Below are 26,139 nucleotides of genomic sequence, written 5' to 3' on the forward strand. Positions count from 1 at the left end.
CGCGAACCGCGTCTTCGCCGATTTCCTTGTTGCTGTCTTCAAGCGCGGCAAGCGCCGAACCCTTGACGATCGGAATGTCGTCGCCCGGGAAGTCGTACTTCGACAGAAGCTCGCGCACTTCGAGTTCAACGAGCTCGAGGAGCTCGGCGTCATCGACCTGGTCGACCTTGTTCAGGAACACGACGATCGCCGGAACGCCAACCTGACGGGCCAAGAGGATGTGCTCGCGGGTCTGCGGCATCGGGCCGTCGGCAGCCGAAACGACGAGGATCGCGCCGTCCATCTGCGCCGCACCGGTGATCATGTTCTTCACATAGTCGGCGTGGCCGGGGCAGTCGACGTGGGCATAGTGACGGTTGGCCGTCTCATATTCGACGTGCGCCGTCGAGATCGTGATGCCGCGCGCCTTTTCTTCCGGCGCTGCGTCGATCTGGTCGTACGCCTTGTACTCACCAAAATACTTCGTAATCGCTGCCGTCAACGACGTCTTGCCATGGTCAACGTGACCAATCGTGCCAATGTTGACGTGCGGCTTGTTACGTTCAAACTTGCTCTTAGCCATAGCTGTCGTTCTCTCGTCATCACAACCGGCCTTGCGCCGGTACCATGTTTGTAGCTCAGACGAGACAGCAAGCCGTCCGTCAGCACATTCACCCGCTTAATCGCATGGCGATCGACCGGGTTCTGTCCAAGCTTGCTCGTTCATATGGAAAACACATGAGCGAAGTACAATGCTCAAGACAAAAATCGAAGAGCACCTCTGCGCGTTTTCACGCACATGTGGTGCCCCCTGAAACTGGAGCGGGTAGCGGGAATCGAACCCGCATATTCAGCTTGGAAGGCTGCTGCTCTACCACTGAGCTATACCCGCACATCATGGTGTTGGTCCCGGCGGATGGTGGAGGGGGTTGGATTCGAACCAACGTAGGCCAAGCCAACGGATTTACAGTCCGTCCCCTTTAACCACTCGGGCACCCCTCCGGTCATTGCCGATGGAACCACACCATAAGCACTCTCTCAAGCAGCCTGCCTGCGTTTGCCCTGGCCGCTGCTTGCGGAGGGCCTTATGCCGACTAGCCTACGTGGTGTCAACAGGTCACGGCAGAAAATGAATGGCTTGTTGAAACAAGCTGAAGAAATCTGCCTATCATGCCAGCAATGCCCGCGATTTTTGCCGAGAAGTCTGTATCGCACCCATTGTCAAAAGGGTATATGTCCGGCCATGACCGAGCAAAAACCATCCCGAACGCCCAAAGATTCCCACTATGCGACGCTGCGTCGACAGTTTCGCGACCAGAAGGCAGGCGGCGCGCCGCAACCCCAGCGCAGCCGGCGTCCCGCGGCGGAAGGCTCGCAAGCGCCTGAGGGCCTGGTGCGGCTCTACGGGCTGCATACGGTGCGCGCCGCGCTCGACAATCCCGCCAGGCAAATCAAGCGCATGCTCGTTACGAAGAACGCTCTGGATCGCCTCGAGATCGGCGATTCGTCCGCGCTGCCTTTCGACGTGGAAATCGTCGATCCGCGCGCCATCGACCGCGAGACTGGCACTGAGGCGGTGCACCAGGGCGTGATGATCGAGGCGAAGCCGCTCAAGGCACAATCCTTGAAAGCGCTGCAGGAGAGTTCGCTCCTGTTGATTCTCGACCAGGTGACCGATCCGCACAATGTCGGCGCGATCATGCGCTCTGCCGTTGCTTTCGGAGCCGGCGCCATCATTACGACCGCGCGTCACAGCCCGCAGGAATCCGGCGTCCTCGCCAAGGCGGCATCGGGCGCCCTGGAACTCATTCCGCATATCGAGGTCCGCAATCTTGCGGAAGCGATTGGCGAGTTGCACGAACTCGGTTTCACCACGATCGGGCTCGATTCGGAAGGTCCGCTTGAACTCGAACGAACAATGCCGCAGGGTCGAATTGCCCTTGTTCTCGGCGCAGAGGGCAAGGGGCTGAGGCAAAAGACGCGCGAGACGGTAACCCACCTCGCCCGGCTGGATTTGCCGGGCGCGATCAAGTCGCTCAACGTTTCCAATGCCGCCGCGATCTCGCTTTACGCCGCGCAGCGCTTCCTTGCGGGCGATTCCGCTTAGATAAAAAGCCGCATTCGAATATAATTCGGGTCAGCAGTGTTCATCCTGCTCCAGTCGTCCCAATAGCGGAGGGCTGGAATGGAGCACGCCCATGCTGCGCAACAGCAAAGAATCATTTGGCCTGATATCGATCCTGTTTCACTGGATTATCGGCCTCATCTTCATCGGTCAGATCGCTCTCGGCTATCTGATGGTGCGGGTGAGCGATTTTACCCTTCAATTCAACCTCTACCAGTGGCACAAATCCTTCGGTTTCCTGGTTCTCGGACTGTCAACCCTCCGTCTGCTGTGGAAATCGGCCAATCTGCGTCCCCGTGATCCCGCAACGCTGAGCCCGCTGGAGCGCGTGGCCGCGCATGGTGCACACGTCATTCTCTATCTGAGCCTCTTCGTCGTGCCGCTCACCGGCTGGGCGATAGCCTCGAGTTCGCCCCTGCGGATACCGACGTTCATGTTCGATCTCGTCGTTATCCCATCCTTGCCAATTGCGATTTCGGATAGCGCCGAGGCGTTCTGGTCGGCGAGCCATGCCTGGCTTGCCTACCTCTCGGCGGCCGTTGCCATGCTGCATATTCTCGCGGCGCTCCACCATCACTTCTGGAAGAGGGACACAATCTTGCTGCGCATGCTGGCTCCACGGGCCGTGCGAAACGGCGGCCGGCACGCAACATGACAGGATCAACAATCATGGAAACGAAACATGCGATTCTATCGGCGATCTCCGGCGCAAGCATTGCCGCGATCGTCGCCCTCACTCCAACGTTCGTGACGGCCGACACGCTCTCCGACGTTGCCGGACGCTACCGTATTCAGCCCTCCTCACGCGTGGGCTTTACGGTTTCGCAGGTTGGCGGCGGCGGCATCACCGGCGATTTCAAGAAATTCTCGGGCGTCTTTGCCTTGAACAGTTCCGATATAAAGCGATCCGAGATCGACTTCACGTTGTATCCGGAGAGCGTTTCGACCGGCGAGGCCCGGGTCGAAAGCTTCCTCAAATCCGACGCGGTATTCGATTCGGCAAATTTCCCGACCATCACCTTCAAATCGACACAGATCACCCAGACCAGTTCCGATACCGCCCAGATATCGGGGATCCTGACGGCGCGCGGCAAAAGCAGTCCGGCGAATTTCCAGGCAAGTCTCGCCGATCACGGCAAGAACACCATCACCTTCCACGTGCAGGGCAAGCTGCTACGGTCGCGCTATGGCATGGATGTCGGTACGCCGATTTATTCGAACGTCGTTCAGTTCGACATGACGATACGCGGACAGCGTTCCTGACAGAACGAAACGCGCTCGTTACACCGCCTTTGCCGCGGCCCGGCCGGCGGTGCGGCCGGAAAAGATGCAGCCGCCGAGGAAGGTCCCTTCGAGCGAATTGTAGCCATGCATTCCACCGCCGCCAAAGCCTGCTGCCTCGCCAGCGGCATAGACGCCTGCGAGTACCTCGCCATCCGCCTTGAGCGCTCTCGCGCCAAGATCGGTCTCGATGCCGCCAAGCGATTTGCGGGTGAGGATATTAAGCCGCACCGCAATCAGCGGACCATGCTTCGGGTCGAGGATCTTGTGCGGCGGCACCACGCGCACGAGGCGATCGCCGATATAGTTGCGCGCGCCCCGTATTGCCGTGATTTGCACGTCTTTCGTGAAGGGATTGTCAACCTCGCGGTCGCGCGCTTCGATCTCGCCGCGCAGTTTTGCTTCATCGATGAGATTGTCGCCGGTCAGGGCGTTCATCCGGCGCACCAGATTGCCAAGATCTTTCTCGACAATGAAATCCTCGCCATTGTCGAGGAAGGCCTGGACCGGCGCCGGCACGCCTCCAAGCGCCCGTTTCAACACCTGCCGCCAGCTCTTGGAGGTGAAATCAGGGTTCTGCTCCGACCCCGACAGCGTAAATTCCTTCTTGACGATCGTATGATTGAGGACGAACCAGGAATAGTCGAAACCGCTTTTCATGATGTGGTCGAGCGTCGACAACGTATCGAAACCGGGCAGGCACGGAGCCGGCAGGCGACTGCCTTCGGCATCGAACCATAGCGAAGAAGGGCCGGGCAATATCCGGATGGCATGGTTGGTCCAGATCGGGTCCCAATTGTGCACGCCTTCCACGTAGTGCCACATACGGTCGCTGTTGATCAGGTGAGCGCCGGCGCGCTCGGCAATCCCGAGCATAAGCCCGTCAACATGGTCGGGCACGCCGCTGATAAGGTGTTTTGGCGTGCCGAGGCGCCTTGGCCAATTACGGCGCACCAGATGATGATTACCGCCTATGCCGCCGCTTGCGACGATCACCGCCTGCGCCTTTAACGAAAACGAAGTCGATACCACCCGCGAACTCGGCTCGCTGCGCCTCACCTCGCTGGGCACGAGCACTTCGCCCTCGACGCCGTCGATCGTTCCGGCGCTCGACGACAGCGACGTCACCCGGTGCCTGAAGCGAAAGGAGACTAAGCCCCTGCGCTCGGCCTCCCGCGCCCGGCGGATGAAAGGTTCGACGACGCCGAGGCCGGTGCCCCAGGTGATGTGAAAGCGCGGCACGGAATTGCCGTGACCCGTGGCGAGTGACCCGCCCCGCTCCGCCCAGCCCACGATCGGAAACCAGCGCATGCCCTGGGCGTGCAGCCACGAACGTTTTTCGCCGGCAGCAAAATCGATATAGGCTTCGGCCCACTGGCGGGGCCAATGGTCGTCCCGGCGGTCGAAACCGGCAGAGCCCAGCCAATCCTGCAGCGCCAGTTCACGCGAGTCCTTGATGCGCAGCCGACGCTGTTCCGGCGAATTGACGAAAAAGAGACCGCCGAACGAGCGCCAGGCCTGACCGCCAAGTGTTTGTTCCGGTTCCTGATCGACGATGATGACTCGCTTGCCGGCATCGGCCAACTCGGTTGCGGCCACCAAACCTGCGAGCCCCGCCCCGATTACGATGACATCCGCATCATGCGCCATACTGATCTCCCCAAGGGCAAACGGGACCCGATTCGGATCGCATCGAAGCGGCTTGCACCTAATTTTGCCCCGTGCAACCCAAACAAACTATTTATGTGGAGCGAGACGGCGTAAACCCTCCCCCAACCTTTTCCACTTATGCTATACTGCAATGGAACTTTTGGCCTCCGATCTAGTTAGGATGATATGAGCACAATTGTTGACTACCTACTCCCATGTTTGGTGTCATTTGCCCTCACTTACGGGATGCTCTACTTTGTAAGTACCGGACGTCCGCGCCAGCGTTAGCGGGGTTCCACGTTTTCATACCAACGAGACGTATGTCTGCCGTTGCATTCCAGGATGACGCGACGTCGCGCTCGGGTGACGCACCGCTTCTGCTCCCATTTTCACGCGCGTCTTAGACTATCGTTCAATACAGTTTGCCATAAACGAACTGTATTAAAGGTGGCGCAGGCGAATGAAGGATAAGAGCGCGTGACCTCCGCTACAGCGCATTCTATGAACCTCGATCCAAACTTCCTCAATCTGATCGAGGAGGCAACGTCGGTTCGTCATCACCCGCAGGTCCACGAATTGATCGGCCGCCTCGCGACAATCTACGAGCTGAGTTCCGTTGCCTATGTCGGCGTCAATCTTCCCGGGCCCGCTGGCGGAAATCGCTATGTCTCCACGACATTTTTGCCGGATTGGATCAATCGCTATAACGATCAGAACTACTGGCAGCTGGACCCGGTCCTGAAGCAAGGCTTCTCATCCATACTGCCTATCGATTGGGGTAAGTTCGACGTGACCAGGCCGCCATTGCGCCGTTTCTTCGGCGAAGCAGTGGAGTTCGGCGTCGGAAGGCACGGGCTCAGCTTTCCGGTCCGTGGCAGATATGGCGAAAAAGCTCTGCTCTCTGTTTCCAGCAATATGCCGCTCGGAAAATGGATCCGCTTCATGCCGTTCTGGACCCGCGATTTCCAGATCCTCGCTTTTCACATTCACCAGATGGTCCTTCGCGCCGAAGGCCACCGCGACCCAAAGATAAAACTGTCGCCACGCGAGCTGGAGTGCCTGAAATGGTCGGCCGCCGGAAAGTCTGCAGGTGAAATCGGGACCATTCTTTACTTGAGTGAAAAAACGGTGCGCTTCTATCAAGATCTTGCCCGGCGCAAGCTTGATGCAAAAAACCTTACCCACGCTGTCGCCAAGCTCTATTCGCTCGATTTACTCTGACGATCAAAATACCCGAGTTCTCCAGTATGGCGCGGCCTTTGCCGTCGTCTAGACTGGCGCCGTATTAACGGGGTATTTCCCATGATTTATGTGATTGGCGCCGATGACTATATTTCGCACAACCATTTCCTCGACCAGATGTTTCGCCTTCGCGCCAGAGTATTCAAGGACCGCTTGAACTGGGATGTGCAAGTGCAGAACGGTCGCGAGATCGATCGGTTCGACACATTTGATCCGCTCTACCTGACCTCGGTCAATGAACAGACCGGAAGGCTGCAGGGATCGCTTCGGTTGCTGCCAACCACAGGCCCAAACATGCTGCGTGACGTGTTCGGCGCGCTGCTGCCCGATGGCGCATTCATCGAAAGCCCGCTTATTTGGGAAAGCTCCCGCTTCTGCATCGACCCTGACCTGGCCGCCCCGCTCGACGGCCGGCTGAACAGCGTCACGACCGAGCTCTTTTGCGGTGTTGTTGAGGTCGGTCTCTTCGCCGGACTCGACACTGTGGTTTCGGTCTACGACGCCCGCATGGCGCGCATTTTTCGGCGCGCCAACTGGGCACCGCGTTCCGTCGGCGTCCCTACCTACTTTGGCGGCATCCTCACTCATGCCGGCATGTTCGAGATTTCGGACATCGCCCGCAAACGTCTGGGCAAAGCTGGTGATCGTCCCGACCCGGTGATCATGCAACTCAATCCCTCGCCCGCCCTCTTCCTCAATGCACAGATGAGCAACCACCAATGAAGGCCACGCGTAAAGAAAGTCTCGAATATATTGCCTCTTTGCTTCAGGAACTGGCGGATCTCGCCAAAGATCAGAAACTGCCGTTCCTCTCGTACCTGATAGAAATGGCCTTCATCGAGGTTAGCGACCTGGCGAAGCAGCAAGTGTCTGGAAAGAGCAAAACGCAATCAAATCACCTCAACGGTTCCGAACCCCACTAAGGCGTATTCGACCAATTGCCAAGAGCGCCGAAGCGCGCAATGTGCTTAGTTGTGAGCCATGCAAGCTGCAACTCGGGGGCACATATGGCAACGGCAAGCAATGAAAATTTTGAACGACTTGAGGTGGCTAACAAAATCAGGGAGGAGCTCGAGCGATTGAGAACGATCGCGGCAGCCGACGGCTGGTCGTCAGTCGTGACGCTCATTTCAATTGCGTTGGCGGAGGCCGAATTGCAGGTTGCGAGTTCGAGCCACTTGCTAACCCAAACATAACGGATTTAAAATCGCCGACTTGCGATTTCTAGAACGCGGCCAAAATACCTTCCAACTCATTGAATTGGTAGGGTTTGCGCAGCAGCGGCCGATCGGCAAATTCCGGTGCGATATCTTCAAGCGAAAAACCGGATGAAAATGCAAAGGGAATGCCCTTCTCGGCAAGCAAGCTGGCGATGGGAAATGAGTTTTCACCTTGCAGCGAGACGTCGAGGATCGCAGCTTCATATGAACCCGTTTCAACAAGGCTTATGCCTTCGCTTAAGGTAGAAGCAACGTCCGGCACTTCAAAGCCCAGATCTTCCAGCATCTCCTGGATCATCATGGCGAGCAGACCTTCGTCCTCGACAACGAGAATTCTTGCCCCTTTGTTCACCGTCTAACTTTCCCCACTGTCACGATACCACTATTCTTATCCAAGAACGTCTTTCAGTTTCAACGCCAGTTGATCGATCGTGAACGGTTTTGGCAGCAAATTGACGCCATGGTCAAGGACGCCATTGTGAACGATTGCGTTACGGGTATAGCCGGTCGTGAACAACACTTTTACCTCCGGCCGTTTCTGCCGCACCATATCCGCCAGTTGTCGGCCGTTGGTTTCAGGTAGCACGATATCCGTGAACAGAAGGTCGATATGCGGCAGTAACTCGATTTGCTGCAGGGCCTCTTTCGGCGTGCTCGCCTGGACCACGGTATAGCCTAACTCACGCAGGGCATCGACCGTCATGTGCCGGACCTGCTCCTCATCCTCCACCACGAGGACGATTCTGGTACCGTCGACAAGAGGCAGCGCCGTTTCCAGCGCATCTCCCGGCGCCGCGACATCCGCTTCGCCGTGATGGCGTGGGAGGTAGATTTTTACCGTCGTGCCACGATCGATTTCGGAATAGATTTTGATGTGTCCGCCAGTCTGCTTGATATAGCCGTAGACCTGGCTGAGGCCGAGACCAGTCCCTTTCCCGGCGCCCTTCGTCGTGTAGAATGGATCGAACGCCCGCTCGATGACCTCCTTGGACATGCCGGTACCGGTATCGGTGATGCTGAGCATCACATATTGGCCAGGCTTGACCTCGTCATGTAGCCGCGCGTAGCGATCATCAAGTTCTGCGTTGGCCGTTTCGATGGTCAGTTTGCCGCCACCGGGCATGGCGTCGCGCGCATTGATACAAAGGTTGATGATCGCGTTTTCCAACTGGCCGATATCCGCATGGGCCTTCCAAAGGCCGCCCGCCAGCACGGTCTCGATCTGGATATGCTCCCCGATCGTGCGGCGCAGCAGCTCGGACATGCCACCAACGAGCTTGTTGCCGTCGACGGTCTCGGGCTTCAACGGCTGCTGGCGCGAGAACGCCAGGAGGCGGGCCGTCAAAGTCGCGGCGCGTTGGGCCCCTTCCTTGGCGTTCTGGATCGATTTTGCCAGGCGCGGATCCTCGGAGCCCGTGAGCCGGCGCGTCGCCATGTCGAGGCTGCCGATAATGATCGCCAGCATATTGTTGAAATCGTGAGCGACGCCGCCAGTCAGTTGGCCGATCGATTCCATCTTCTGTAGCTGCCGGACTTTTTCCTGTGCCGCGACGCGCTCGTCCATTTCCGATCGCAGCTGGGCGGTGCGGCGCTCCACTTTCGACTCCAGCGTCTTCGCGGCATCCTCCAATTGCTTCTGCAGAACCATCTGCTGCGCATGGGCAGCAGTAACCCGCTCCATCAGCGCAACGATGATCAACCCGTTGCAGAGAAAGCCGATGAGTGCTGCCCATTGATCCGTGGTTTCCGGCAGGACGGAGTACACCGGATCGACAAAGAAATATTGCGCCAGGAACGCCGAAAGCGCCGTTGCAAGAACCCCCGGGCCCCATCGGCCGAGCAGGCTCGCAAGGAGAATCGCCGGATAGAAAAGCAGAAAATTGATGCCGCCGACATAAAGCCCGAGCCAGGCTCTGCAAACGAGCGAAACGGTAACGAGCACGATCGCAGTTGCGTAGCCGAGCCACGGACGCAGACGAATCGGATCGGTCGCAAGAAGCAAATTCATTTTTTGCAGATGCCCGGAAATATTCCCGGCCCCCATATTATACTAAGGATTGAAATGACACATGATTTGCCGCCCCGCAATAGGGCTGGTCGCGCTGGTAAAACTTACCTGAAGCCGAACTTGGGCAGGGTCTACACCCCAGCAGATCGTGGTGGTAACTTATATGCAATGTCCGATGGTTAGCTTGGCATCTTGCACCCGGACCGAATAATCGAAAACAGCGGAGAATATTTTGCAGAAGCTCAATCTCGCAGGGCTCGCCCTTCTGGCGCTCGGCTTTCAGACTGGCGTGTCGCAGGCGAAGGCCATCTGCACGATCGTTGCCAATGCATCAAATGGCAAAATCCTCGTGGAAAACGGCGATTGCCAAAGCCGGGTGACGCCAGCGTCAACATTCAAGATCGCCCTGAGCGTCATGGGTTATGATTCCGGATTTCTCAAGGATGCCCACACGCCAAGGCTGCCGTTTCGAGAAGGCTATCCGGATTGGCAAGGCGAGGACTGGAGACAACCGACCGATCCGACGCGCTGGATGAAATACTCCGTGGTCTGGTACTCGCAGCAAATCACGCAGGCGCTCGGCGTCGAGCGGCTGCGTCAATATGCGACCACCTTCGGCTACGGCAATGCTGATTTTTCCGGCGATCCGGGCAAGAACAATGCGCTCGAGCGGGCGTGGATCAGTTCCTCACTGAAAATCTCGCCGCTGGAACAGGTGCGCTTTCTCGAAAAGATCGCAAACCAGAAATTGCCAGTAAACCCGCGCGCCTATGAGATGACCAACAGGATCGTTGAAAGCAGCGAGGTGCCGGGCGGCTGGACCATTTCCGGCAAGACGGGAGGCGCCTACCCGCGCAAACCCGACGGCGCCTTCGACAGGAGCCGCGGCCTCGGCTGGTATGTCGGCTGGGCACGCAAAGGCGACGACACTCTGGTGTTCACACGGCTCGCGCAGGACGAAAGCCGCCAAGCGACATCGCCGGGGATTCGTGCCCGCGCTGCATTCCTGAAGGAGTGGCCGGCGCTAGCCGATAATTTGAAGCGTTGAGACGGGACGTACCGCCCCACCCACTATTCGCCGCTATTTCTGGGAGGCGTTTCCGTCGAACAGGGTGCGGTACTGCCGCGGCTGCGACCGTAGGTACTGGCTCGGTGCGGAAACCGTCTCGCCAAAATGTGCAGCCGCATGCCATGGCCAGCGCGGATCATAAAGCGCCGCCCTGGCAATCGCGATCAGGTCGGCATCGCCGGTCACAAGGATCGCTTCGGCCTGTTCGAACTCGGTGATGAGGCCGACTGCGATGACCGGCATGTGTGTCGCGGCCTTGACGGCTCGCGCAAATGGCACCTGGTAATTGGGACCAATCGCGATCTCCTGGTTGAATGCGAGCCCGCCGCTCGAAACATGGATGGCATCGCAGCCACGCTCCTCGAGGGCATGGGCGAAGGCGACCGTCTCTTCGATATTCCAGCCGCCCTCGGCCCAATCTGTTGCCGACACGCGCATCGTGACTGGCTTCCCCGCCGGAAAGGCAGCACGGACTGTCTCAAAGATTTCGAGCGGAAAGCGCATGCGGTTTTCGAGCGACCCGCCATAGGCGTCGGTCCGTTTGTTGGAAAGCGGCGACAGAAACTGATGCAGGAGATAGCCATGCGCGCCGTGGATCTGCACCGCCGCAAGGTCGAGCCGCGCCGCGCGCGCCGTGGCGTCGGCAAACGCCTTGCGCAATCGCGCCAGTCCGTCGCTGTCAAGCGCTGTCGGAACGTCGTAGCTGTCCTTGAAGGGAACAGCGCTGGGCGCGACCGTCTTCCAGCCGTTGGCATTGTCCGGCGGCAACTGGCTGCCGCCCTTCCACGGCAATTCGCTCGAAGCCTTGCGGCCCGCGTGACCGAGCTGGATACCGATCGGCATGTCCGACCAGCGGCGAATGCCATCGAGGACGCGGCGCATCGCCGCTTCGCAGGCATCGTCATAAAGGCCGACATCGCCGTAGGAGATGCGACCCTCCGGCGTAACGGCGGTCGCCTCGATCGTCAGGAAGCCCGCGCCGGAATTGGCAAGGGTGCCGAGATGGATGAGGTGCCAATCGCTCATCTGCCCGTCTTGCGCGGAATATTGGCACATCGGCGCAATGACGATGCGGTTGCTGAGACTTAAATCGCCGATCGACACGGGCGAAAAGAGCTTGGTTCCACTCATAGGACCTCCGAAAACCGCTTTATGTTCGAATGGCTTTGCCGCCACATGGTAGCGTAGTCCGGCACGGCTGGTAATGCACTTTTCGAACGCAGATAGTTCGATGATGTGCTGCAGAAGACCGGTCGCAGCTCGGCGGCACAGAGACGACCATGCGAGACTTCGTTCTCTAGCGCTCCTATCCTCCGCCGCCGGAATAGGACAATCCACCGAGCACCGCGGCGACCAACAATAGCGCCGGCACGTCGCCGAGCATATGACCGGAATGCGCACCGGGGCTGTAGGATTGGATCGCCATGATCAGCGCGTGCACGACACTCGACCAGATTGTAAAGTCGATGAGCGACCGATGTGCCATAGGGTTTCGCGCCGCTCGAACCAGAAATATTCCAAGCGTCGCATAGATGCCCACGATCATCATGAAATAGTGCGAAGCGGTCGGCGGGCCGTCATGCCACGCCCACCCTGAAGGCCAGATAATCGCAAGAGGATAGAGGAGGCAAAATGCGACACCGAACACGACCAGAGCAATCTGCAGAATTTTCAGACGTGACATGGGGCGCTGCTTTGTTCAGGGAAAACGGCACAGTTTCGCGCTGCGGATGCTGTAAGACGTCCTGACAAGTTTTAATGGTGCCCCCGGAGAGACTCGAACTCCCGACCCTCTGATTACAAATCAGATGCTCTACCAACTGAGCTACAAGGGCAGCGGCGTCCGCTTAGCATAAAGCTCGTTCCTGTAAAATTAAAAAATCGGCGGTGAAGCGATTTCGTCAACTTTTTTAGGCGCCGGCGGTTTTGCCAGATCGGCCCTGCCGTGCTACGCGGATAGCCGCGTGTCATAGGATTTGCTGGTTGGAGCGAGGGTGAGATCGCGAACACCTTGCCAGTTAAACAGCGCGCAATGAGGATCGACCGAGGATGAGCAGGCGGAAATGAACCGAAAAATCGAAACATTTGCCTTCGTTTCCTCAGGGACGCCCGATTCCGACGAGGCGATAAGCGAGCTTGCCCGGATCTATGGCCAGACCGAAGCGCGCAACGCCGACGTTATTGTCGCTCTTGGCGGCGACGGTTTCATGCTCGCCACGCTGCAGAACTACATGAACCAGGGAAAGATGATCTACGGCATGAACCGCGGTTCGGTCGGCTTTCTCATGAACGAGTATAAGGAAGAGGGCCTGAAGGAGCGGATCGAGGCCGCACAAGCCGAAACCATTCGCCCGCTCAAAATGGTGACGGAGACGGCGGATGGCGAGAACTTCACGGCTTTTGCCCTCAATGAGGTGTCGCTGCTGCGCCAATCCTACCAGGCTGCCAAGATCCGGATCAGCGTCGATGGGCAGGTGCGGCTTGAGGAACTTATCTGCGACGGCGTCATGGTTGCGACGCCGGCCGGCTCGACTGCCTATAATCTCTCGGCCCAAGGGCCGATCATCCCGCTCGATGCGCGTCTTCTGGCGCTCACGCCTGTCTCAGCCTTCCGCCCGCGACGCTGGCGCGGCGCCCTTCTCCCAAACCGTGTGACCGTGCGCTTCGATATCCTCGAACCCGAAAAGCGCCCGGTCAATGCTGTCGCGGATCATACGGAAGTAAAGTCCGTCCTGTCGGTCACGGTTGAAGAAGCTTTGCAGATGCGCGCGACCATTCTGTTTGACAAGAACCATTCCTGGAACGAGCGAATTCTCAAGGAACAGTTCCTTTATTGACAACATTGGAATAAATTCGCGCACAATTGTAACAAACTCTTAAATGTGACCTGCGCCAAGAGTTGACTTTTGCTCCCCTGCGCCGTAACGCCATTCAAGCAAAACGCTGTGCAATTCCAAAGACCAAGGCAATCCTGGTCGGATTATGGACAGGCGCAGCACCGACTGCAGATAGAAAGTTAAACCTCCGTTGACCACCTTTGCCGATCTGGGCCTTTCACCCAAAGTGCTCAATGCTGTAGAAGCAGCAGGATATACAATTCCGACACCGATCCAGGCTGGCGCCATTCCGCATGCGCTGCAGCGTAAGGACGTGCTCGGCATCGCCCAGACCGGAACGGGCAAAACCGCTTCCTTCGTGTTGCCGATGCTGACCCTGCTCGAACAGGGCCGCGCCCGCGCCCGCATGCCACGCACGCTTATTCTCGAACCGACGCGCGAACTCGCGGCGCAGGTCGAGGAGAACTTCGTCAAGTACGGCAAGAACCACCGGCTGAATGTTGCCCTGCTCATTGGCGGTGTTTCGTTCGACGACCAGCTGCGCAAGCTTGAGCGCGGGGCTGACGTGTTGATCGCAACGCCGGGCCGCCTGCTCGACCATTTCGAACGTGGCAAGCTGCTGCTCAGCGCCGTCGACATTCTCGTCATCGACGAGGCCGACCGTATGCTCGACATGGGCTTCATCCCCGATATTGAACGCATCTGCAAGTTGATCCCGTTCACCCGGCAGACGCTGTTCTTCTCGGCGACGATGCCGCCGGAAATCACCAAGCTCACCGAACAGTTCCTGCATTCGCCGGCCCGCGTCGAAGTCGCGAAGGCAGCGACCACGGCCAAGACCGTCGAGCAGAAGCTGGTGAAGTCCGGCAAGAAGGATTGGGAAAAGCGCGCCGTGCTGCGCGACCTGATCCGCGCTGAAGACGAAGGCCTCAAGAATGCGATCATCTTCTGCAATCGCAAGAAGGATGTGTCGGAGCTCTTCCGCTCGCTCGTCAAGCATGAGTTCGATGCCGGTGCCCTGCATGGCGACATGGATCAGCGCGCGCGCACAACCATGCTTGCGAACTTCAAGGACGGCAAGCTCAAGATTCTGGTGGCCTCCGACGTCGCCGCCCGTGGCCTCGATATTCCGGATGTCAGCCACGTGTTCAACTTCGACGTGCCGATCCACTCGGAAGACTATGTACACCGTATCGGGCGCACGGGCCGCGCCGGACGTTCCGGCAAAGCCTTTACCCTGGTGACGCCCGCTGACGTAAAGCACCTTTCATCGATTGAAAAGCTGATCGGCGAAGATATCAGCTGGCTCGACGGCGACCTCTCCACCCTGCCCGTTTCGACGGAACCCGAAGAGGCGCCACGCCGCGGCCGCCGCAAGGCCGAACCCAAGCGCCGGCCACGCAACGAAGGCCGCGAGCGCGAACGGCCCCAGTCGGAAATCGATATTCTCGCCGCTGCCGACAAGGCAAAGGACGCCGAAGAAGCGCCAGTCGTGGCCGAGGTCGCCGTAGCGCCGCGCAACGCCGACAAGCCGCACAGGGCAGCCATCAAGGCCGACAATGAACAGCGCCGCGGCAAGCCTTCACAAGCCGAGCCGCGCCGTGATCATCGGCGTGAGCGCGACGACCTGGGCTCGGCACCGGTGGGCTTCGGCGACGAAATCCCCGCATTCATGCTGATCGACACCAAAATCTGAACCCAGGCAGTCTTGCCGAATCCCATGGCCGTGAGCAAAGCTCAGGACCGGGATTCGGTTCAGACAGAAGGGGCTTCTCGTGCACACTCCGGGCGTCGGTTGCGGCATGGTCTTTTTGGATCGCGGCCGCATTCTCCTTCTGCAACGCAAGAAAAGCCCCGAGGCCGGAGCTTGGGGCATTCCCGGCGGCAAAGTGGATTTCCTCGAAACCGCCGAACAGGCCATACGACGCGAAGCTCTTGAGGAGACCGGTCTTGAAGCCGGAATTGTCAGCCTGCTGGGCTTGAGCGAACAGCTCTTCCACGAAGAGCAACAGCATTGGCTCGGCATCCTGTATCTCGCAAGAACCTATAGCGGCGAGGCCCGGCTGCTCGAGCCTGAAAAGCACGGCGGCATTGGCTGGTTTCCGCTCGGAGAGCTGCCGGAAAAGGTGACGATGCCGACGCTCCATGCCATCGACCTGCTGCGCGACCGGGCGGTCGTTTAGATAAATCCTGCCTCGGTATCTATTTCTTGGTGGGCAAGGATGCCTCATAGGCGCGCCGTGCCCACTCCGCCATCATATCGGGATCGTCTATCGCCTCGTCCGGGATCGACCAGTAGGGCATGTCGACGGACTTGTTCTTGCCGCTATAGCACCATTGCCGGCAGCCGGCGGCACGGAACGCCGGTGCCGAAACTGTATCAGCCTTGAGCAGAATCTCGTCATCCACTTCAAGCGCGATGATCAAGCCATTGAAATAGATGCCTTTGCCCCCGAACATCCGCTTGATGGTGACGGGTCCGAGACCGGAGAAAAGATCGTGAATCGCATCATTGTCCATGCACGAACTATTACAGGACAAGCGCGGCGCGTCACGCCTGATTTGACAGGAGTAATCTTAAGACGCGGCAGCAGCCAGCGCCTCCGGCTTTGCCGGTGTCAACTCTACTGATTCGCCGCACCCACAGGCCGAAGTCTGGTTGGGATTGTTGAACACAAAGCCCGTGCGCAGCGTCGTCACTTCGAAATCCATCTGTGTGCCAAGAAGATAAAGCACGGCTTCCGGCGCTACATAGGCCTTAACGCCGTCCTTCTCGACGACATCGTCACCCGGCTTTGCCTCGGTAACGAGATCGATCATGTATTCCATCCCCGCGCAGCCGCCCTTCTTGATGCCGACACGAATTCCGAGCGCATTCTCGCGCGTCGCGACAATCTCGCGGACGCGGTTAGCTGCAGCATCAGTCAACGTCATGACAGAAAAACGACCCATTTCTCATCTCTCTTCTTTGAGATCGCGGAACGATCACACAATACCATAGTTAATGTTACATAACCGTCACCGCAAGTGTTCAAACTGTCCCGGCCAACGATTGAGAGGCGGAGAGCCCATGAACCATCGCAAACTTCTCTACTGCAGCATCGCATTCGCCTTCCTCGCGCCGGCCTTCGCCTCAGCGCAGGAAACGAAGCAGCCGGAAAAAACGCAGGATCAGGGGCAACATCCGGCAAAACCCGCCGAACCCGCCGCCGAAGCGCAAAACCAGACCCCGCCCGAATATCTCGACAATCGCAGCACGCCGGAAACTCTGATACGATCCTACTACAATGCCATCAACCGGCAGGAATACGCCCGCGCCTACAGCTATTATGCTCCAGACAATCCGCCCAAGCCTTTTGCCGAGTTTCAGAAGGGCTATGAGACCACGGCCTCGGTAAAAGTACTCTTCGGCAAGGCGGAGGGAGAAGGCGCCGCGGGTTCCGCCTATTGGAGCAAGCCTGTTGCCATCGAATCGACCGGCAAGGATGGCAAGATGGAAGTCTTCAACGGCTGCTATCGTTTACGGCTCGCCAATCCGGCCATCCAGGGCGTGCCCTACCTCCCTATGTCGATCCTCGACGGAACGCTGGAGAAATCCGACAAGTCGCTCGAAGAAAGCGTTCCTGAGGGCTGCGAGGCGCCCTGACCAATTCATCGGACGGAGCCGAAGCCCGAGGGCTTGCGGCAAGCTATCCAAACAGGGAACGGATTAATACCAGCCGACCGCAACCTGTGCCTCTTCCGACATCCGGTCGGGCGTCCACGGCGGATCGAAGGTCATCGTTACATCGACGAAGCTGACGCCTTCGACGGCGCTGACCGCATCCTGGACCCATCCCGGCATTTCACCGGCCACGGGGCAGCCCGGCGCCGTTAGCGTCATCTCGATCTTGACCGAGCGGTCATCTTCGATATCGACCTTGTAGACCAGCCCGAGTTCATAGATATCGGCGGGGATTTCCGGATCATAGACGGTTTTCAGCGCACCGATGATGTCATCCGTCATCCGCGCCAGTTCATCGGCGGGAATAGCGGACGCCGACGCCGTGCCAACCGGCGTGTGCGCGGCATCGGCTGCAACCGTATCCTGCTTTTCAAGCGTTTCGACTTTATCGGCCATTATCATCACCCAAAGAATTTCCGCGCTTTCTCCAGCGCATCGGCAAGAACATCGATCTCGTTTCGCGTATTATACATGGCAAATGAGGCACGGCATGTCGACGTTACGCCAAAGCGCTTCAGAAGCGGCTGCGCACAATGCGTACCGGCACGCACCGCGACGCCGGCCCTGTCGATCACCATCGACACGTCATGGGCGTGAATGCCTTCGAGCTCGAATGAAATGATCGCGCCCTTGCCCTTTGCGTCGCCGAAAATGCGCAGCGAATTGATCTGCCGCAGACGCTCGTGGGCATAGTCGCGCAGATCCTCCTCATGCGCCAGAATAGCGCCGCGGCCGATCTTCTCGACATATTCGATCGCCGCACCAAGGCCGATCGCCTGGGCGATCGGTGGCGTACCCGCTTCGAACCGGTGCGGTGGATGGTTGTAGGTGACGATGTCTTCCGTCACCTCTTCGATCATCTCGCCGCCGCCCTGGAAGGGCCGCATCGCTTCAAGCTTTTCCTTGCGCCCGTAGAGAACGCCGATGCCCGACGGCCCGTAAATCTTGTGCCCGGTGAAAATGTACCAGTCGCATCCAAGCTCCTGGACATCGACAGGCAGGTGCACTGCACCCTGGCTGCCATCGACCAGCACCGGAATGCCGCGAGCATGGGCGATACGGACGATATCCTTGATCGGCGTCACCGTGCCGAGCACGTTCGACATATGCGTGATAGCGACGAGTTTGGTGCGCTCCGTCAGCCGCTTCTCGAATTCCTCGATGTGAAACGCGCCTTGATCGTCGACCGGTACCCATACGAGCTTGGCGCCCTGGCGCTCGCGAATGAAATGCCACGGCACAATGTTGGAATGATGCTCCATGATCGACAAGACGATCTCGTCGCCCTCGCCGATATTCGGCATGCCATAGCCATAGGCGACGGTGTTGATTGCCTCCGTGGCCGACTTGGTGAAGACGATCTCGTCAACGGACGCCGCATTCAGAAAGCGGCGGACATTCTCACGCGCCTTTTCGTAGGCATCGGTCGCCGCATTGGAAAGGAAATGCAGGCCACGATGCACATTGGCATATTCGTTGGAATAGGTATGCGTGATCGCGTCGATGACAGCCTGTGGCTTCTGTGCCGATGCACCATTGTCGAGGTAGACAAGCGGCTTGCCATAGACTTCGCGCGACAGGATCGGGAAATCGCGACGGATCGCCTCTACGTCGTAGCTGCTCGGAATGATCTTGGAGTCCATGATAGCCGCGTTATCCCGTTTTCCAGTTGACTTTGGACGATCGCTCAGACGTGAGCGGCCAACCACTTGTCGAGGATGCCTTCCAGCGCTTCGACCAATTCCTCGTCTTGAAGCTCTTCGACGACCTCGGCCACGAATGCCTTGATCAGCAGCCCGCGTGCCTCGCTTTCGGGAATGCCGCGTGCCTGCAGATAGAACAGATGGTTCCCGTCGATTTCGGCAACCGTCGCGCCATGACCGCACGCAACGTCGTCGGCAAAAATCTCAAGTTCCGGCTTGGCGTCGAATTCGCCGTCGTCGGAAAGCAGGAGCGTGTTGCAGGCCATGCGCGCATCGGTCTTCTGGGCGATCTTGTTGACCTTGATCTGGCCCTGAAAGACGCCGCGCGCCCGGTCGGTCACGACATTGCGGACGATTTCCACCGACGTCGTGTTCTCGACGAGGTGGCCGAGCGTCATCGTCACATCCGTATGGCTGTCTCCGCCGAGCAGATTGACGCCACGCAGCTGGAAATCGCAGCCCTCGCCCTGGGCAAGCACATGCACTTCCTGGCGAACGAGCTTGCCGCCGGCATTGACGACATAGAGGTTGAGCTTGGCGTTCCTGCCGATGGTCGCAATGAACTGGGCTAGCTGGGTCGACTGTTCGCTATGCTCGCGCAGGATGATCCAGGTAATTTCGCAATCGTCAGCGACGGTGACATTGCTGATGCTCGTCGAGAAACCGTCGCCCTCGCCGCCTGCCTGGCGCTCGATGACCGTAGCCTTGGCGCCCTTGCCGAATTTGACCGGAAACCGGACGTGGCCCTGGCCGCGCGTCTGAATATTCTGGAGTTCGAGCGGTGCTCCGAGTTCGATGCCTTCGGCAATCGACACAGCCCAGCCATCGGTAACATAGGCTGCGTTGATCTGGCCGATCGTGTCATCGCCATCACGGATGGCAAGGTCGCCAATGACCGATCCCTCCGACAGCTTCTCGCTGAACTTCTGGAATTCGACGCCATCAACTCTGGGTGCAACCAGGCTGACGCCGTTCGAAACCGCGGCAATGGCTGAGCCGGAGATAATCGGCGGCAATGCATTGGTGCCAGCAGCGCTGTCATAGGGCGCAACGCTGCGCAGCAGCGTCCGCAAATCGGTATAGTGCCAGGCTTCGACACGGCGCGAGGGCAGGCCCTGCTCCTTCAGCGCCTCAATGGCATTGTCGCGGGCGCTGGAGATCTCGCCATCGCCCGGCAGTTCGCCCATCCGGTCGACAAAGGCGTCGACCAGCGCGGCTTCCGCGGCCGTGGGCTGGCGTCTTGCGTGAACATTCATCATGACGCTCCTCAGGCTGCCTCGCCGATAATATCGGCGTAGCCGTTTTCTTCGAGGTGCAGGGCAAGTTCCTTGCCCCCCGACTTGATGACCTGCCCCTTGTAGAGGACATGCACCGTGTCCGGAACGATATAGTCGAGCAGGCGCTGGTAGTGCGTGATGACGATTACTGCTCGATCCGGCGAGCGTAGCGCGTTGACCCCGTCGGCAACAATCTTCAGGGCATCGATATCGAGACCCGAATCCGTCTCATCGAGCACGCAAAGCTTGGGCTCGAGCAGTTTCATCTGCAGGATTTCGGCGCGCTTCTTTTCGCCGCCGGAAAAACCGACATTGAGCGGACGCTTGAGCATGCCGATGTCCATGTCCAGCGATGCGGCGGCGGTCTTGACGCGGCCAAGGAACTCAGGGATTTTCAGCGGTTCTTCGCCGCGCGCCTTGCGCTGCGAATTCATCGCCACCTTGAGAAATTCCATCGTGGCTACGCCCGGTATCTCCATAGGATACTGGAACGCGAGGAAAATTCCCTTTGCCGCACGCTCGGACGGGTCGAGATCGAGGATCGACTCGCCATTGTAGAGGATGTCGCCTTCCGTCACCTCATAGTCCTCGCGGCCAGCAAGAATATAGGAGAGTGTAGACTTGCCCGAGCCGTTGGGGCCCATGATGGCGGCAACTTCGCCGGCCTTGACGGTGAGGTTCAGGCCCCGGATGATCTCGGTGCCATCTTCGGCGATGCGTGCGTGCAGGTTTCTAATTTCCAGCATTTCATAGTTCCTTCGTATTCCAGCGGGACCAGCAAACAGGCGATCCTCCGCTCAATTTTATTTCCAGCATGGATAGCCTGTCGCCATCCCTCAATTCGAATTATCGCCGCTCAGGCTTTTCAGGCGCTCGACCACGGAAGCAAGCTCCTTGCGGGCCCGGATCAGTTCAGGTTCAAGCACACGTTCGGTCGCCGTGGACGAGCGCGCCAGCGTATCCGTCAATTCCTCGATGACTTCGCCAAGCTCTTCATAGCGCCGGCGCAACCTGTCGAGCTCTTCCTTCGTGGCGATGACCATTAACCGACGCTCCCCTCAAGGCTGATGCCGATGAGCTTCTGCGCTTCCACGGCAAACTCCATTGGCAGTTCCTGGATGACTTCCTTGACGAAGCCATTGACGATGAGCGCGATCGCCTCTTCCTCCGGAATGCCGCGTTGCATCACGTAGAACAGCGCGTCTTCGGAGATCTTCGAGGTGGTCGCTTCGTGCTCGAACTGCGCCGTGGCGTTCTTCGCCTCGATGTAGGGCACGGTGTGGGCGCCGCAATCATTGCCGATTAGCAGTGAATCGCACTGGGTGAAGTTGCGTGCATTCTCGGCCTTGCGGTGCGCCGACACCTGGCCGCGATAGGTATTGTTCGACTTGCCCGCGGAAATGCCCTTCGAAATGATGCGGCTCGACGTGTTCTTGCCGAGATGCAGCATTTTCGTCCCGCTGTCGATCTGCTGATGGCCGTTGGAAACGGCAATCGAATAGAATTCGCCGCGCGAATTGTCGCCGCGCAAGATCACGGACGGATATTTCCACGTGATCGCCGATCCGGTTTCGACCTGCGTCCAGGAAATCTTGGAGTTGACGCCACGGCAATCGCCACGCTTGGTGACGAAATTGTAGATGCCGCCCTTGCCTTCCGCATCGCCTGGGAACCAGTTCTGGACCGTCGAATACTTGATCTCGGCATTGTCGAGCGCAATGAGCTCGACAACTGCAGCGTGCAACTGGTTCTCGTCGCGCTGCGGTGCGGTGCAGCCTTCGAGATAGGAGACGTAAGCGCCTTCCTCGGCAATGATCAGCGTCCGCTCAAACTGTCCAGTATCCCGCTCATTGATGCGGAAATAAGTGGAAAGCTCCATTGGGCAGCGCACGCCCTTCGGCACATAGACAAATGAACCGTCGGTAAATACCGCCGAATTCAGCGTCGCATAGAAGTTGTCGGAGACCGGAACCACCGATGCCAGATACTTCTGGACGAGTTCCGGATATTCGCGGATCGCTTCCGAGATCGAACAGAAGATGACACCGGCCTTGGCAAGCTCGGCTCGGAACGTCGTCACGACCGAAACGCTGTCGAACACGGCGTCGACCGCGACACGGCCTGACTTGTAGACGTTGTCGCTGACCTCTTCGCCGTCCGAAGTGCTCGGTTCGCCCTGCTTGCGCACGCCCGCAAGGATTTCCTGCTCTTTCAGTGGAATGCCAAGCTTCTCATAGGTACGCAGGAGTTCGGGATCGACCTCGGCAAGCGACGTCGGCCCGGTCTGGTTCTTCGGCCCGGCGAAGTACACCATGTCCTGGAAGTCGATCTTCGGATAGTTGACGCGCGCCCATGTGGGCTCTTCCATCGTCAGCCAGCACTCATAGGCCTTGAGACGCCATTCCAGCATCCATTCCGGCTCATTCTTCTTGGCAGAGATAAAGCGAATGATATCTTCGTTAAGGCCCTTCGGCGCCTTATCCATTTCGATAAGCGTTTCAAAGCCATATTTGTACTGGTCCACGTCCAGGGTGCGGACCCGATCAATAGTTTCCTGCACGGCAGGCATTGGCGTTCTCCATCCACGCGGGGTTCAAGGTCCCGCAGTTGCAAACGTCAAGGCGTATGTCGTCTTGAATATTTGCTCCGTATGTAGTGCGCAATCGCGCGATTTAACACCCGGCTGACGCCGGATTTTTTCGGTTATCGACCGTCAACCTTGGTCGATAGCCGGAATTTCTAGGCCGCATCCACGGCAACAGGTTTCGAGCGGTCGCGGCGTGCGACGATTTTGGCCAATGCGTGGAGAAACGACGCAACGTCGCTTTCATCCGTGTCGGACGCTGTCGAAACTCTGAGAGCACCGGTGCCGCCACCAAAACCCATGGCGGCAAGCACATGGCTGGGGCCGACCTTGCCCGAAGAACAGGCGGACCCCGCCGATAGCGCGATTCCCGCAAGATCGAAAGCGATCTGCACGGTTTCCGCCTTCATGTCGCTCAGCGAAAAGAAGGTCGTATTCGGCAAGCGGTTGGCTCCCTCGCCATGGATGATGGCATCTGGCGCGATGGACTTGATACCCTGCTCGATGGCGTCGCGCGTTTTGAAGGACCAGCCTTCGGCATTCAGACGCTTGGTCGCAACTTCTGCCGCGGCGCCAAAACCTGCAATGACCGGCAGGGCTTCAGTGCCGGCCCGATGACCCTTTTCCTGGCCACCACCGCGCACAAGCGCACGCGGCATGACCAGATCGGCCACGGCCACAATGGCGCCGACGCCCTTTGGACCACCGATCTTGTGTGAAGACAGGATGAGATAGTCTGCCGAAGTATCGGATATATTGAGCGGAATCCGTCCGGCCGCCTGAACCGCATCAACCACGAACAGGCCTCCGGACGCTTTCAAGACCTTACCGATCTCGGCAGTCGGCTGGATAACACCGGTCTCGTTGTTCGCAGCCTGGACGGCCACCAGCGGCAGCCCCGCGCTCCTATCGTGGGCCTCAAGGGCGCCGCGCAGGAAATCGCTATCAAGGATGCCGTTGGCATCAACAGGAACAATAGTGATCTGATCGGCGGGAAACTGGCCGCCTGCGAGAATGCACGGATGCTCGCTCGCACTTGCATAGAGATGCGAAAGGCGCATCGGCGCCCGTCCCATCATGAAATGCGGGGTCAGGAGGGTTGAAGCTGCCTCGGTTGCACCCGATGTAAAGAACACGTGGTCGGGCTTTGCGGCGACAAGCGCGGCGACATTCCGGCGAGCGGTTTCCAGAATGGCCTTTGCCGCCCGGCCTTCCTGGTGAACGGACGATGGATTACCCGTCTGCATGAGCGCCTGGACGACAGCATCGCGAGCCACCGGGATCAGCGGCGCGCTTGCATTGTAGTCCAAATAGGCGCGATTGCCGGCCATGGGTGGTCCTTGATCCTGTTCTTTATGAACACCGCGCTGCACAAAGCGCAATTTCCTTGAATTTTTGCCTCGGAACAGCCTATTAAGCCGCTTCGAGCAAAAATTCTATACCAGTTTTGAACGGTTCTAAACTGGTTTTATGGGCGCAGTTGGTTGCCGTCAAGTCCGGTCAACTACAACCGCCTGTGGCAAAGAGTGGAGTATACATGCCTGAAGTAATTTTCAATGGACCAGCGGGCCGTCTCGAGGGCAGATATCAGCCTTCGACGGAAAAAAACGCGCCGATCGCGATTGTCCTCCACCCTCATCCACAATTCGGCGGCACGATGAACAACAAGATCGTCTACGATCTGTTTTACATGTTCCAGCAGCGTGGCTTCACGACCTTGCGCTTCAACTTCCGCGGCATCGGTCGCAGCCAGGGCGAATTCGATCATGGTTCGGGGGAATTGTCGGACGCCGCCGGCGCGCTCGACTGGGTGCAGTCGCTGCATCCGGACTCGAAGACCTGCTGGGTGGCAGGCTATTCGTTCGGCGCGTGGATCGGCATGCAGCTCCTGATGCGCCGGCCGGAGATCGAGGGTTTCATCTCCGTCGCGCCGCAGCCCAACACCTATGATTTCTCGTTCCTCGCACCCTGCCCCTCATCCGGCCTGATCCTTCACGGCGACCAGGACAAGGTGGCACCGCCCAAGGACGTGCAAGGTCTGGTCGACAAGCTGAAGACCCAGAAGGGCATTACGATCACGCAAAAGACCATGGTCGGCGCTAACCATTTCTTCTCCGGCATGACCGATGAAGTCATTGCCGAATGTTCGGACTATCTGGACCGCCGCCTGAACGGCGAACTAGTTGAAGCCAAGCCGAAACGGCTGCGATAACGGGCTCCAAGACTACGGATCCTCGGGACAGGCCCGAGGATCATGGTGAGCCGGATCTACCTCCGACCGGCAATTACCCCGCCCGACACCGGCACTTTGCAGCCCGTCGTCGTCGGCCAGGTCAAGGGCAGCCCGTCGAGTGCACGAACGGCGAGGTAGGCCCAGGCCTCAGCCTCCATCGAATCACCATTGAAACCCAAATCTTCGGCGGCGACGACCTTCGCGCCCGAAAGCCGCGCGCCTTCCGCCAGATCCTTCAGGATCGTTGCGTTCTTTCGCCCGCCGCCGCATATGATCCAGAGCGACGGCGTTTCAGGTGCATAGGCGCCCGCCTTCAAGATGGCGTCGGCCGTCACTCTCGCCAGCGTTCGCGCCCCATCAGCAAGCTCGGCATTTCCGAGTTCCTCCAGGGTAAAATCATTGCGGTCCAGCGATTTCGGCGGCCGCAAATTGAAGAACGGTTTCGTCAGATAGCGTGTCACGGCCGCGCCCACGATCTCGCCCTCACTCGCAATGGCGCCGCCGGCATCATAGGCAATCCCGGCGCGGTCCTCGACCCACTGATCAATCAGCGTATTGCCCGGTCCCGTATCGAAAGCGATCGGATCGCCCTTCGAAGGCACGATCGTCACATTGGAAATACCGCCGATGTTGACGAAGACCACCGGCCGGCCGTGGCTGAGTTCAGCGGGAACATGCCGCGCAAGCGCACTGTGATAGGCCGGCACCAGCGGCGCACCCTGACCGCCATGCACCATATCGTTGGCACGCATGTCGTAGACGACGGGAATGCCGGTCACTTTGGCAAGAAGTTCTCCGTTACCCAATTGGACAGTCAAGCCTTCGCCTGGTCGATGCAAAACCGTCTGGCCATGAAACCCAATAATATCAACGTCTTTCGCTTCGATGTTCTGACCGGACAGAAACTGCCTCACGGCATTGCCGTGCCGCCGCGTCAGCTCTTCTTCGATCTGCGCGAGCATTCCCGGCCGCTCATCGCGCCGATGCATGGCCTTAGCCTCGCTGAGCGACGCTTCAATGCGGCGGCGGAATGCGGTCTCGTAGGGCGTGAAGCCGGACGGGCCCCGCACGACATCGCCGCCCCCATCAGTTTCGACGAGCGCGATATCGATACCGTCCATCGACGTTCCGCTCATCAGCCCGATTGCACGCCGTATTGCCGCCAAGACACTGCCTTTCTTGTGATTCGATTGAGAATGATGTTAAA

27 protein-coding genes, 3 tRNA genes and 2 pseudogenes are annotated in these 26,139 nt (G+C 58.7%); 13 read left to right on the forward strand and 19 right to left on the reverse strand.

Annotated features, from left to right (window positions below):
• The 3 genes from HQ945_RS22340 to HQ945_RS22350 all read right to left on the reverse strand — a co-directional run.
• The coding region (locus tag HQ945_RS22340; protein WP_174208531.1) for a GTP-binding protein at nucleotides 1-562 on the reverse strand (562 nt) is incomplete at its 3' end.
• Between the two features lie 235 nt (nucleotides 563-797).
• A tRNA-Gly gene (locus HQ945_RS22345) sits at nucleotides 798-871 on the reverse strand.
• A gap of 25 nt (nucleotides 872-896) precedes the next feature.
• Nucleotides 897-981 (reverse strand) — tRNA-Tyr (locus HQ945_RS22350).
• Between the two features lie 241 nt (nucleotides 982-1,222).
• On the opposite strand from HQ945_RS22350, the gene rlmB reads away from it, so the two are divergent.
• The 3 genes from rlmB to HQ945_RS22365 all read left to right on the forward strand — a co-directional run bounded on the left by rlmB (nucleotide 1,223) and on the right by HQ945_RS22365 (nucleotide 3,367).
• A complete protein-coding gene (gene rlmB / locus HQ945_RS22355; protein WP_113280760.1) occupies nucleotides 1,223-2,086 on the forward strand; it encodes a 23S rRNA (guanosine(2251)-2'-O)-methyltransferase RlmB in 864 nt (287 codons plus the stop codon).
• A 91-nt stretch (nucleotides 2,087-2,177) separates the two neighbouring features.
• Nucleotides 2,178-2,759: a cytochrome b gene (locus tag HQ945_RS22360; RefSeq protein WP_113280759.1), complete on the forward strand. Its 582-nt coding sequence runs from the start codon at nucleotides 2,178-2,180 to the stop codon at nucleotides 2,757-2,759.
• Nucleotides 2,760-2,773: 14 nt separating this feature from the next.
• Complete coding sequence (locus HQ945_RS22365; protein WP_091921615.1) at nucleotides 2,774-3,367, forward strand: YceI family protein; 594 nt, start codon at nucleotides 2,774-2,776, stop codon at nucleotides 3,365-3,367.
• Nucleotides 3,368-3,385: 18 nt separating this feature from the next.
• On the opposite strand, the gene HQ945_RS22370 is transcribed toward HQ945_RS22365, so the two are convergent.
• Nucleotides 3,386-5,035, reverse strand: coding sequence for an FAD-binding dehydrogenase (locus HQ945_RS22370; protein ID WP_113280758.1), 1,650 nt, complete (start codon nucleotides 5,033-5,035; stop codon nucleotides 3,386-3,388).
• A gap of 477 nt (nucleotides 5,036-5,512) precedes the next feature.
• Here HQ945_RS22370 and HQ945_RS22375 point away from each other — a divergent pair, with 477 nt between their 5' ends.
• The 3 genes from HQ945_RS22375 to HQ945_RS22385 all read left to right on the forward strand — a co-directional run bounded on the left by HQ945_RS22375 (nucleotide 5,513) and on the right by HQ945_RS22385 (nucleotide 7,200).
• Nucleotides 5,513-6,256, forward strand: coding sequence for an autoinducer binding domain-containing protein (locus HQ945_RS22375; RefSeq protein ID WP_174208532.1), 744 nt, complete (start codon nucleotides 5,513-5,515; stop codon nucleotides 6,254-6,256).
• Between the two features lie 81 nt (nucleotides 6,257-6,337).
• On the forward strand, nucleotides 6,338-7,000 hold the full coding sequence (locus tag HQ945_RS22380; RefSeq protein ID WP_081815854.1) for an acyl-homoserine-lactone synthase: 663 nt from the start codon (nucleotides 6,338-6,340) through the stop codon (nucleotides 6,998-7,000).
• On the forward strand, nucleotides 6,997-7,200 hold the full coding sequence (locus tag HQ945_RS22385) for a hypothetical protein (RefSeq protein ID WP_036814254.1): 204 nt from the start codon (nucleotides 6,997-6,999) through the stop codon (nucleotides 7,198-7,200). The genes HQ945_RS22380 and HQ945_RS22385 overlap by 4 nt, the downstream gene beginning before the upstream one ends.
• A 301-nt stretch (nucleotides 7,201-7,501) precedes the next feature.
• Here the strand turns inward: HQ945_RS22385 and HQ945_RS22390 are convergent, their stop codons facing one another.
• Together HQ945_RS22390 and HQ945_RS22395 are read right to left on the reverse strand one after the other, a co-directional pair.
• Nucleotides 7,502-7,849 carry a response regulator gene (locus tag HQ945_RS22390; protein WP_027231396.1) on the reverse strand — a complete coding sequence of 116 codons (348 nt, stop codon included), beginning with the start codon at nucleotides 7,847-7,849 and terminating at the stop codon, nucleotides 7,502-7,504.
• 36 nt (nucleotides 7,850-7,885) lie between these two features.
• Complete coding sequence (locus HQ945_RS22395) at nucleotides 7,886-9,505, reverse strand: ATP-binding protein (RefSeq protein ID WP_027231397.1); 1,620 nt, start codon at nucleotides 9,503-9,505, stop codon at nucleotides 7,886-7,888.
• Between the two features lie 232 nt (nucleotides 9,506-9,737).
• Between HQ945_RS22395 and blaOXA the strand changes: the two genes are divergently transcribed.
• Nucleotides 9,738-10,553 (forward strand): class D beta-lactamase, encoded by an 816-nt coding sequence (gene blaOXA / locus HQ945_RS22400; protein WP_113280756.1) that lies wholly within the window; start codon nucleotides 9,738-9,740, stop codon nucleotides 10,551-10,553.
• A gap of 33 nt (nucleotides 10,554-10,586) precedes the next feature.
• Here blaOXA and HQ945_RS22405 read toward each other — a convergent pair whose 3' ends face one another.
• From HQ945_RS22405 to HQ945_RS22415, 3 genes are all read right to left on the reverse strand, one after another.
• Nucleotides 10,587-11,705, reverse strand: coding sequence for an NADH:flavin oxidoreductase/NADH oxidase (locus HQ945_RS22405; protein WP_113280755.1), 1,119 nt, complete (start codon nucleotides 11,703-11,705; stop codon nucleotides 10,587-10,589).
• Nucleotides 11,706-11,880: 175 nt separating this feature from the next.
• A complete protein-coding gene (locus HQ945_RS22410) occupies nucleotides 11,881-12,258 on the reverse strand; it encodes a DUF6632 domain-containing protein (RefSeq protein ID WP_027231400.1) in 378 nt (125 codons plus the stop codon).
• A 75-nt stretch (nucleotides 12,259-12,333) separates the two neighbouring features.
• Nucleotides 12,334-12,409, reverse strand: a tRNA-Thr gene (locus HQ945_RS22415).
• 228 nt (nucleotides 12,410-12,637) lie between these two features.
• On the opposite strand from HQ945_RS22415, the gene HQ945_RS22420 reads away from it, so the two are divergent.
• The 4 genes and pseudogenes from HQ945_RS22420 to HQ945_RS22430 all read left to right on the forward strand — a co-directional run bounded on the left by HQ945_RS22420 (nucleotide 12,638) and on the right by HQ945_RS22430 (nucleotide 15,594).
• Complete coding sequence (locus HQ945_RS22420) at nucleotides 12,638-13,411, forward strand: NAD kinase (protein ID WP_027231401.1); 774 nt, start codon at nucleotides 12,638-12,640, stop codon at nucleotides 13,409-13,411.
• 190 nt (nucleotides 13,412-13,601) lie between these two features.
• A pseudogene (locus HQ945_RS22425) lies at nucleotides 13,602-14,784 on the forward strand (DEAD/DEAH box helicase); the annotation flags it as partial.
• A 164-nt stretch (nucleotides 14,785-14,948) separates the two neighbouring features.
• Nucleotides 14,949-15,107 (forward strand): annotated as a pseudogene (locus tag HQ945_RS23215) (DEAD/DEAH box helicase); the annotation flags it as partial.
• A gap of 79 nt (nucleotides 15,108-15,186) precedes the next feature.
• On the forward strand, nucleotides 15,187-15,594 hold the full coding sequence (locus HQ945_RS22430; RefSeq protein ID WP_113280754.1) for an NUDIX domain-containing protein: 408 nt from the start codon (nucleotides 15,187-15,189) through the stop codon (nucleotides 15,592-15,594).
• A 19-nt stretch (nucleotides 15,595-15,613) separates the two neighbouring features.
• Here the strand turns inward: HQ945_RS22430 and HQ945_RS22435 are convergent, their stop codons facing one another.
• Nucleotides 15,614-15,931, reverse strand: coding sequence for a TfoX/Sxy family protein (locus HQ945_RS22435; RefSeq protein WP_174208533.1), 318 nt, complete (start codon nucleotides 15,929-15,931; stop codon nucleotides 15,614-15,616).
• Nucleotides 15,932-15,988: 57 nt separating this feature from the next.
• Entirely contained in the window at nucleotides 15,989-16,363 is a 375-nt protein-coding gene (gene sufA, locus HQ945_RS22440) for a Fe-S cluster assembly scaffold SufA (protein WP_113280753.1), read from the reverse strand.
• A 118-nt stretch (nucleotides 16,364-16,481) separates the two neighbouring features.
• Between sufA and HQ945_RS22445 the strand changes: the two genes are divergently transcribed.
• On the forward strand, nucleotides 16,482-17,057 hold the full coding sequence (locus tag HQ945_RS22445; protein ID WP_113280752.1) for a hypothetical protein: 576 nt from the start codon (nucleotides 16,482-16,484) through the stop codon (nucleotides 17,055-17,057).
• A 63-nt stretch (nucleotides 17,058-17,120) separates the two neighbouring features.
• On the opposite strand, the gene HQ945_RS22450 is transcribed toward HQ945_RS22445, so the two are convergent.
• From HQ945_RS22450 to HQ945_RS22480, 7 genes are all read right to left on the reverse strand, one after another.
• Nucleotides 17,121-17,540: an SUF system Fe-S cluster assembly protein gene (locus HQ945_RS22450; protein ID WP_425500688.1), complete on the reverse strand. Its 420-nt coding sequence runs from the start codon at nucleotides 17,538-17,540 to the stop codon at nucleotides 17,121-17,123.
• A complete protein-coding gene (locus HQ945_RS22455; protein WP_174208535.1) occupies nucleotides 17,537-18,778 on the reverse strand; it encodes a cysteine desulfurase in 1,242 nt (413 codons plus the stop codon). Before HQ945_RS22455 ends, HQ945_RS22450 begins: the two co-directional genes overlap by 4 nt.
• Before the next feature lie 44 nt (nucleotides 18,779-18,822).
• Nucleotides 18,823-20,094 (reverse strand): Fe-S cluster assembly protein SufD, encoded by a 1,272-nt coding sequence (gene sufD, locus HQ945_RS22460; RefSeq protein WP_174208542.1) that lies wholly within the window; start codon nucleotides 20,092-20,094, stop codon nucleotides 18,823-18,825.
• Between the two features lie 11 nt (nucleotides 20,095-20,105).
• Nucleotides 20,106-20,861: a Fe-S cluster assembly ATPase SufC gene (gene sufC, locus HQ945_RS22465; RefSeq protein ID WP_027231410.1), complete on the reverse strand. Its 756-nt coding sequence runs from the start codon at nucleotides 20,859-20,861 to the stop codon at nucleotides 20,106-20,108.
• A gap of 90 nt (nucleotides 20,862-20,951) precedes the next feature.
• Nucleotides 20,952-21,158, reverse strand: a complete 207-nt coding sequence (locus HQ945_RS22470) for a hypothetical protein (RefSeq protein WP_027231411.1) — start codon at nucleotides 21,156-21,158, stop codon at nucleotides 20,952-20,954.
• Complete coding sequence (gene sufB / locus HQ945_RS22475) at nucleotides 21,158-22,684, reverse strand: Fe-S cluster assembly protein SufB (protein ID WP_174208536.1); 1,527 nt, start codon at nucleotides 22,682-22,684, stop codon at nucleotides 21,158-21,160. The genes HQ945_RS22470 and sufB overlap by 1 nt, the downstream gene beginning before the upstream one ends.
• 170 nt (nucleotides 22,685-22,854) lie before the next feature.
• On the reverse strand, nucleotides 22,855-24,030 hold the full coding sequence (locus HQ945_RS22480) for a cysteine desulfurase family protein (RefSeq protein WP_174208537.1): 1,176 nt from the start codon (nucleotides 24,028-24,030) through the stop codon (nucleotides 22,855-22,857).
• Between the two features lie 206 nt (nucleotides 24,031-24,236).
• Here HQ945_RS22480 and HQ945_RS22485 point away from each other — a divergent pair, with 206 nt between their 5' ends.
• The gene (locus HQ945_RS22485) at nucleotides 24,237-24,911 is read left to right on the forward strand and encodes an alpha/beta hydrolase (protein ID WP_027231414.1); all 675 of its coding nucleotides are present in this window, start codon (nucleotides 24,237-24,239) and stop codon (nucleotides 24,909-24,911) included.
• 56 nt (nucleotides 24,912-24,967) lie between these two features.
• Here HQ945_RS22485 and HQ945_RS22490 read toward each other — a convergent pair whose 3' ends face one another.
• Nucleotides 24,968-26,098, reverse strand: a complete 1,131-nt coding sequence (locus tag HQ945_RS22490; RefSeq protein ID WP_174208538.1) for an anhydro-N-acetylmuramic acid kinase — start codon at nucleotides 26,096-26,098, stop codon at nucleotides 24,968-24,970.
• Between the last annotated feature and the right edge of the window lie 41 nt (nucleotides 26,099-26,139).

It is taken from the genome of Phyllobacterium pellucidum, from assembly GCF_013327855.1.
GTDB lineage: Bacteria > Pseudomonadota > Alphaproteobacteria > Rhizobiales > Rhizobiaceae > Phyllobacterium > Phyllobacterium pellucidum.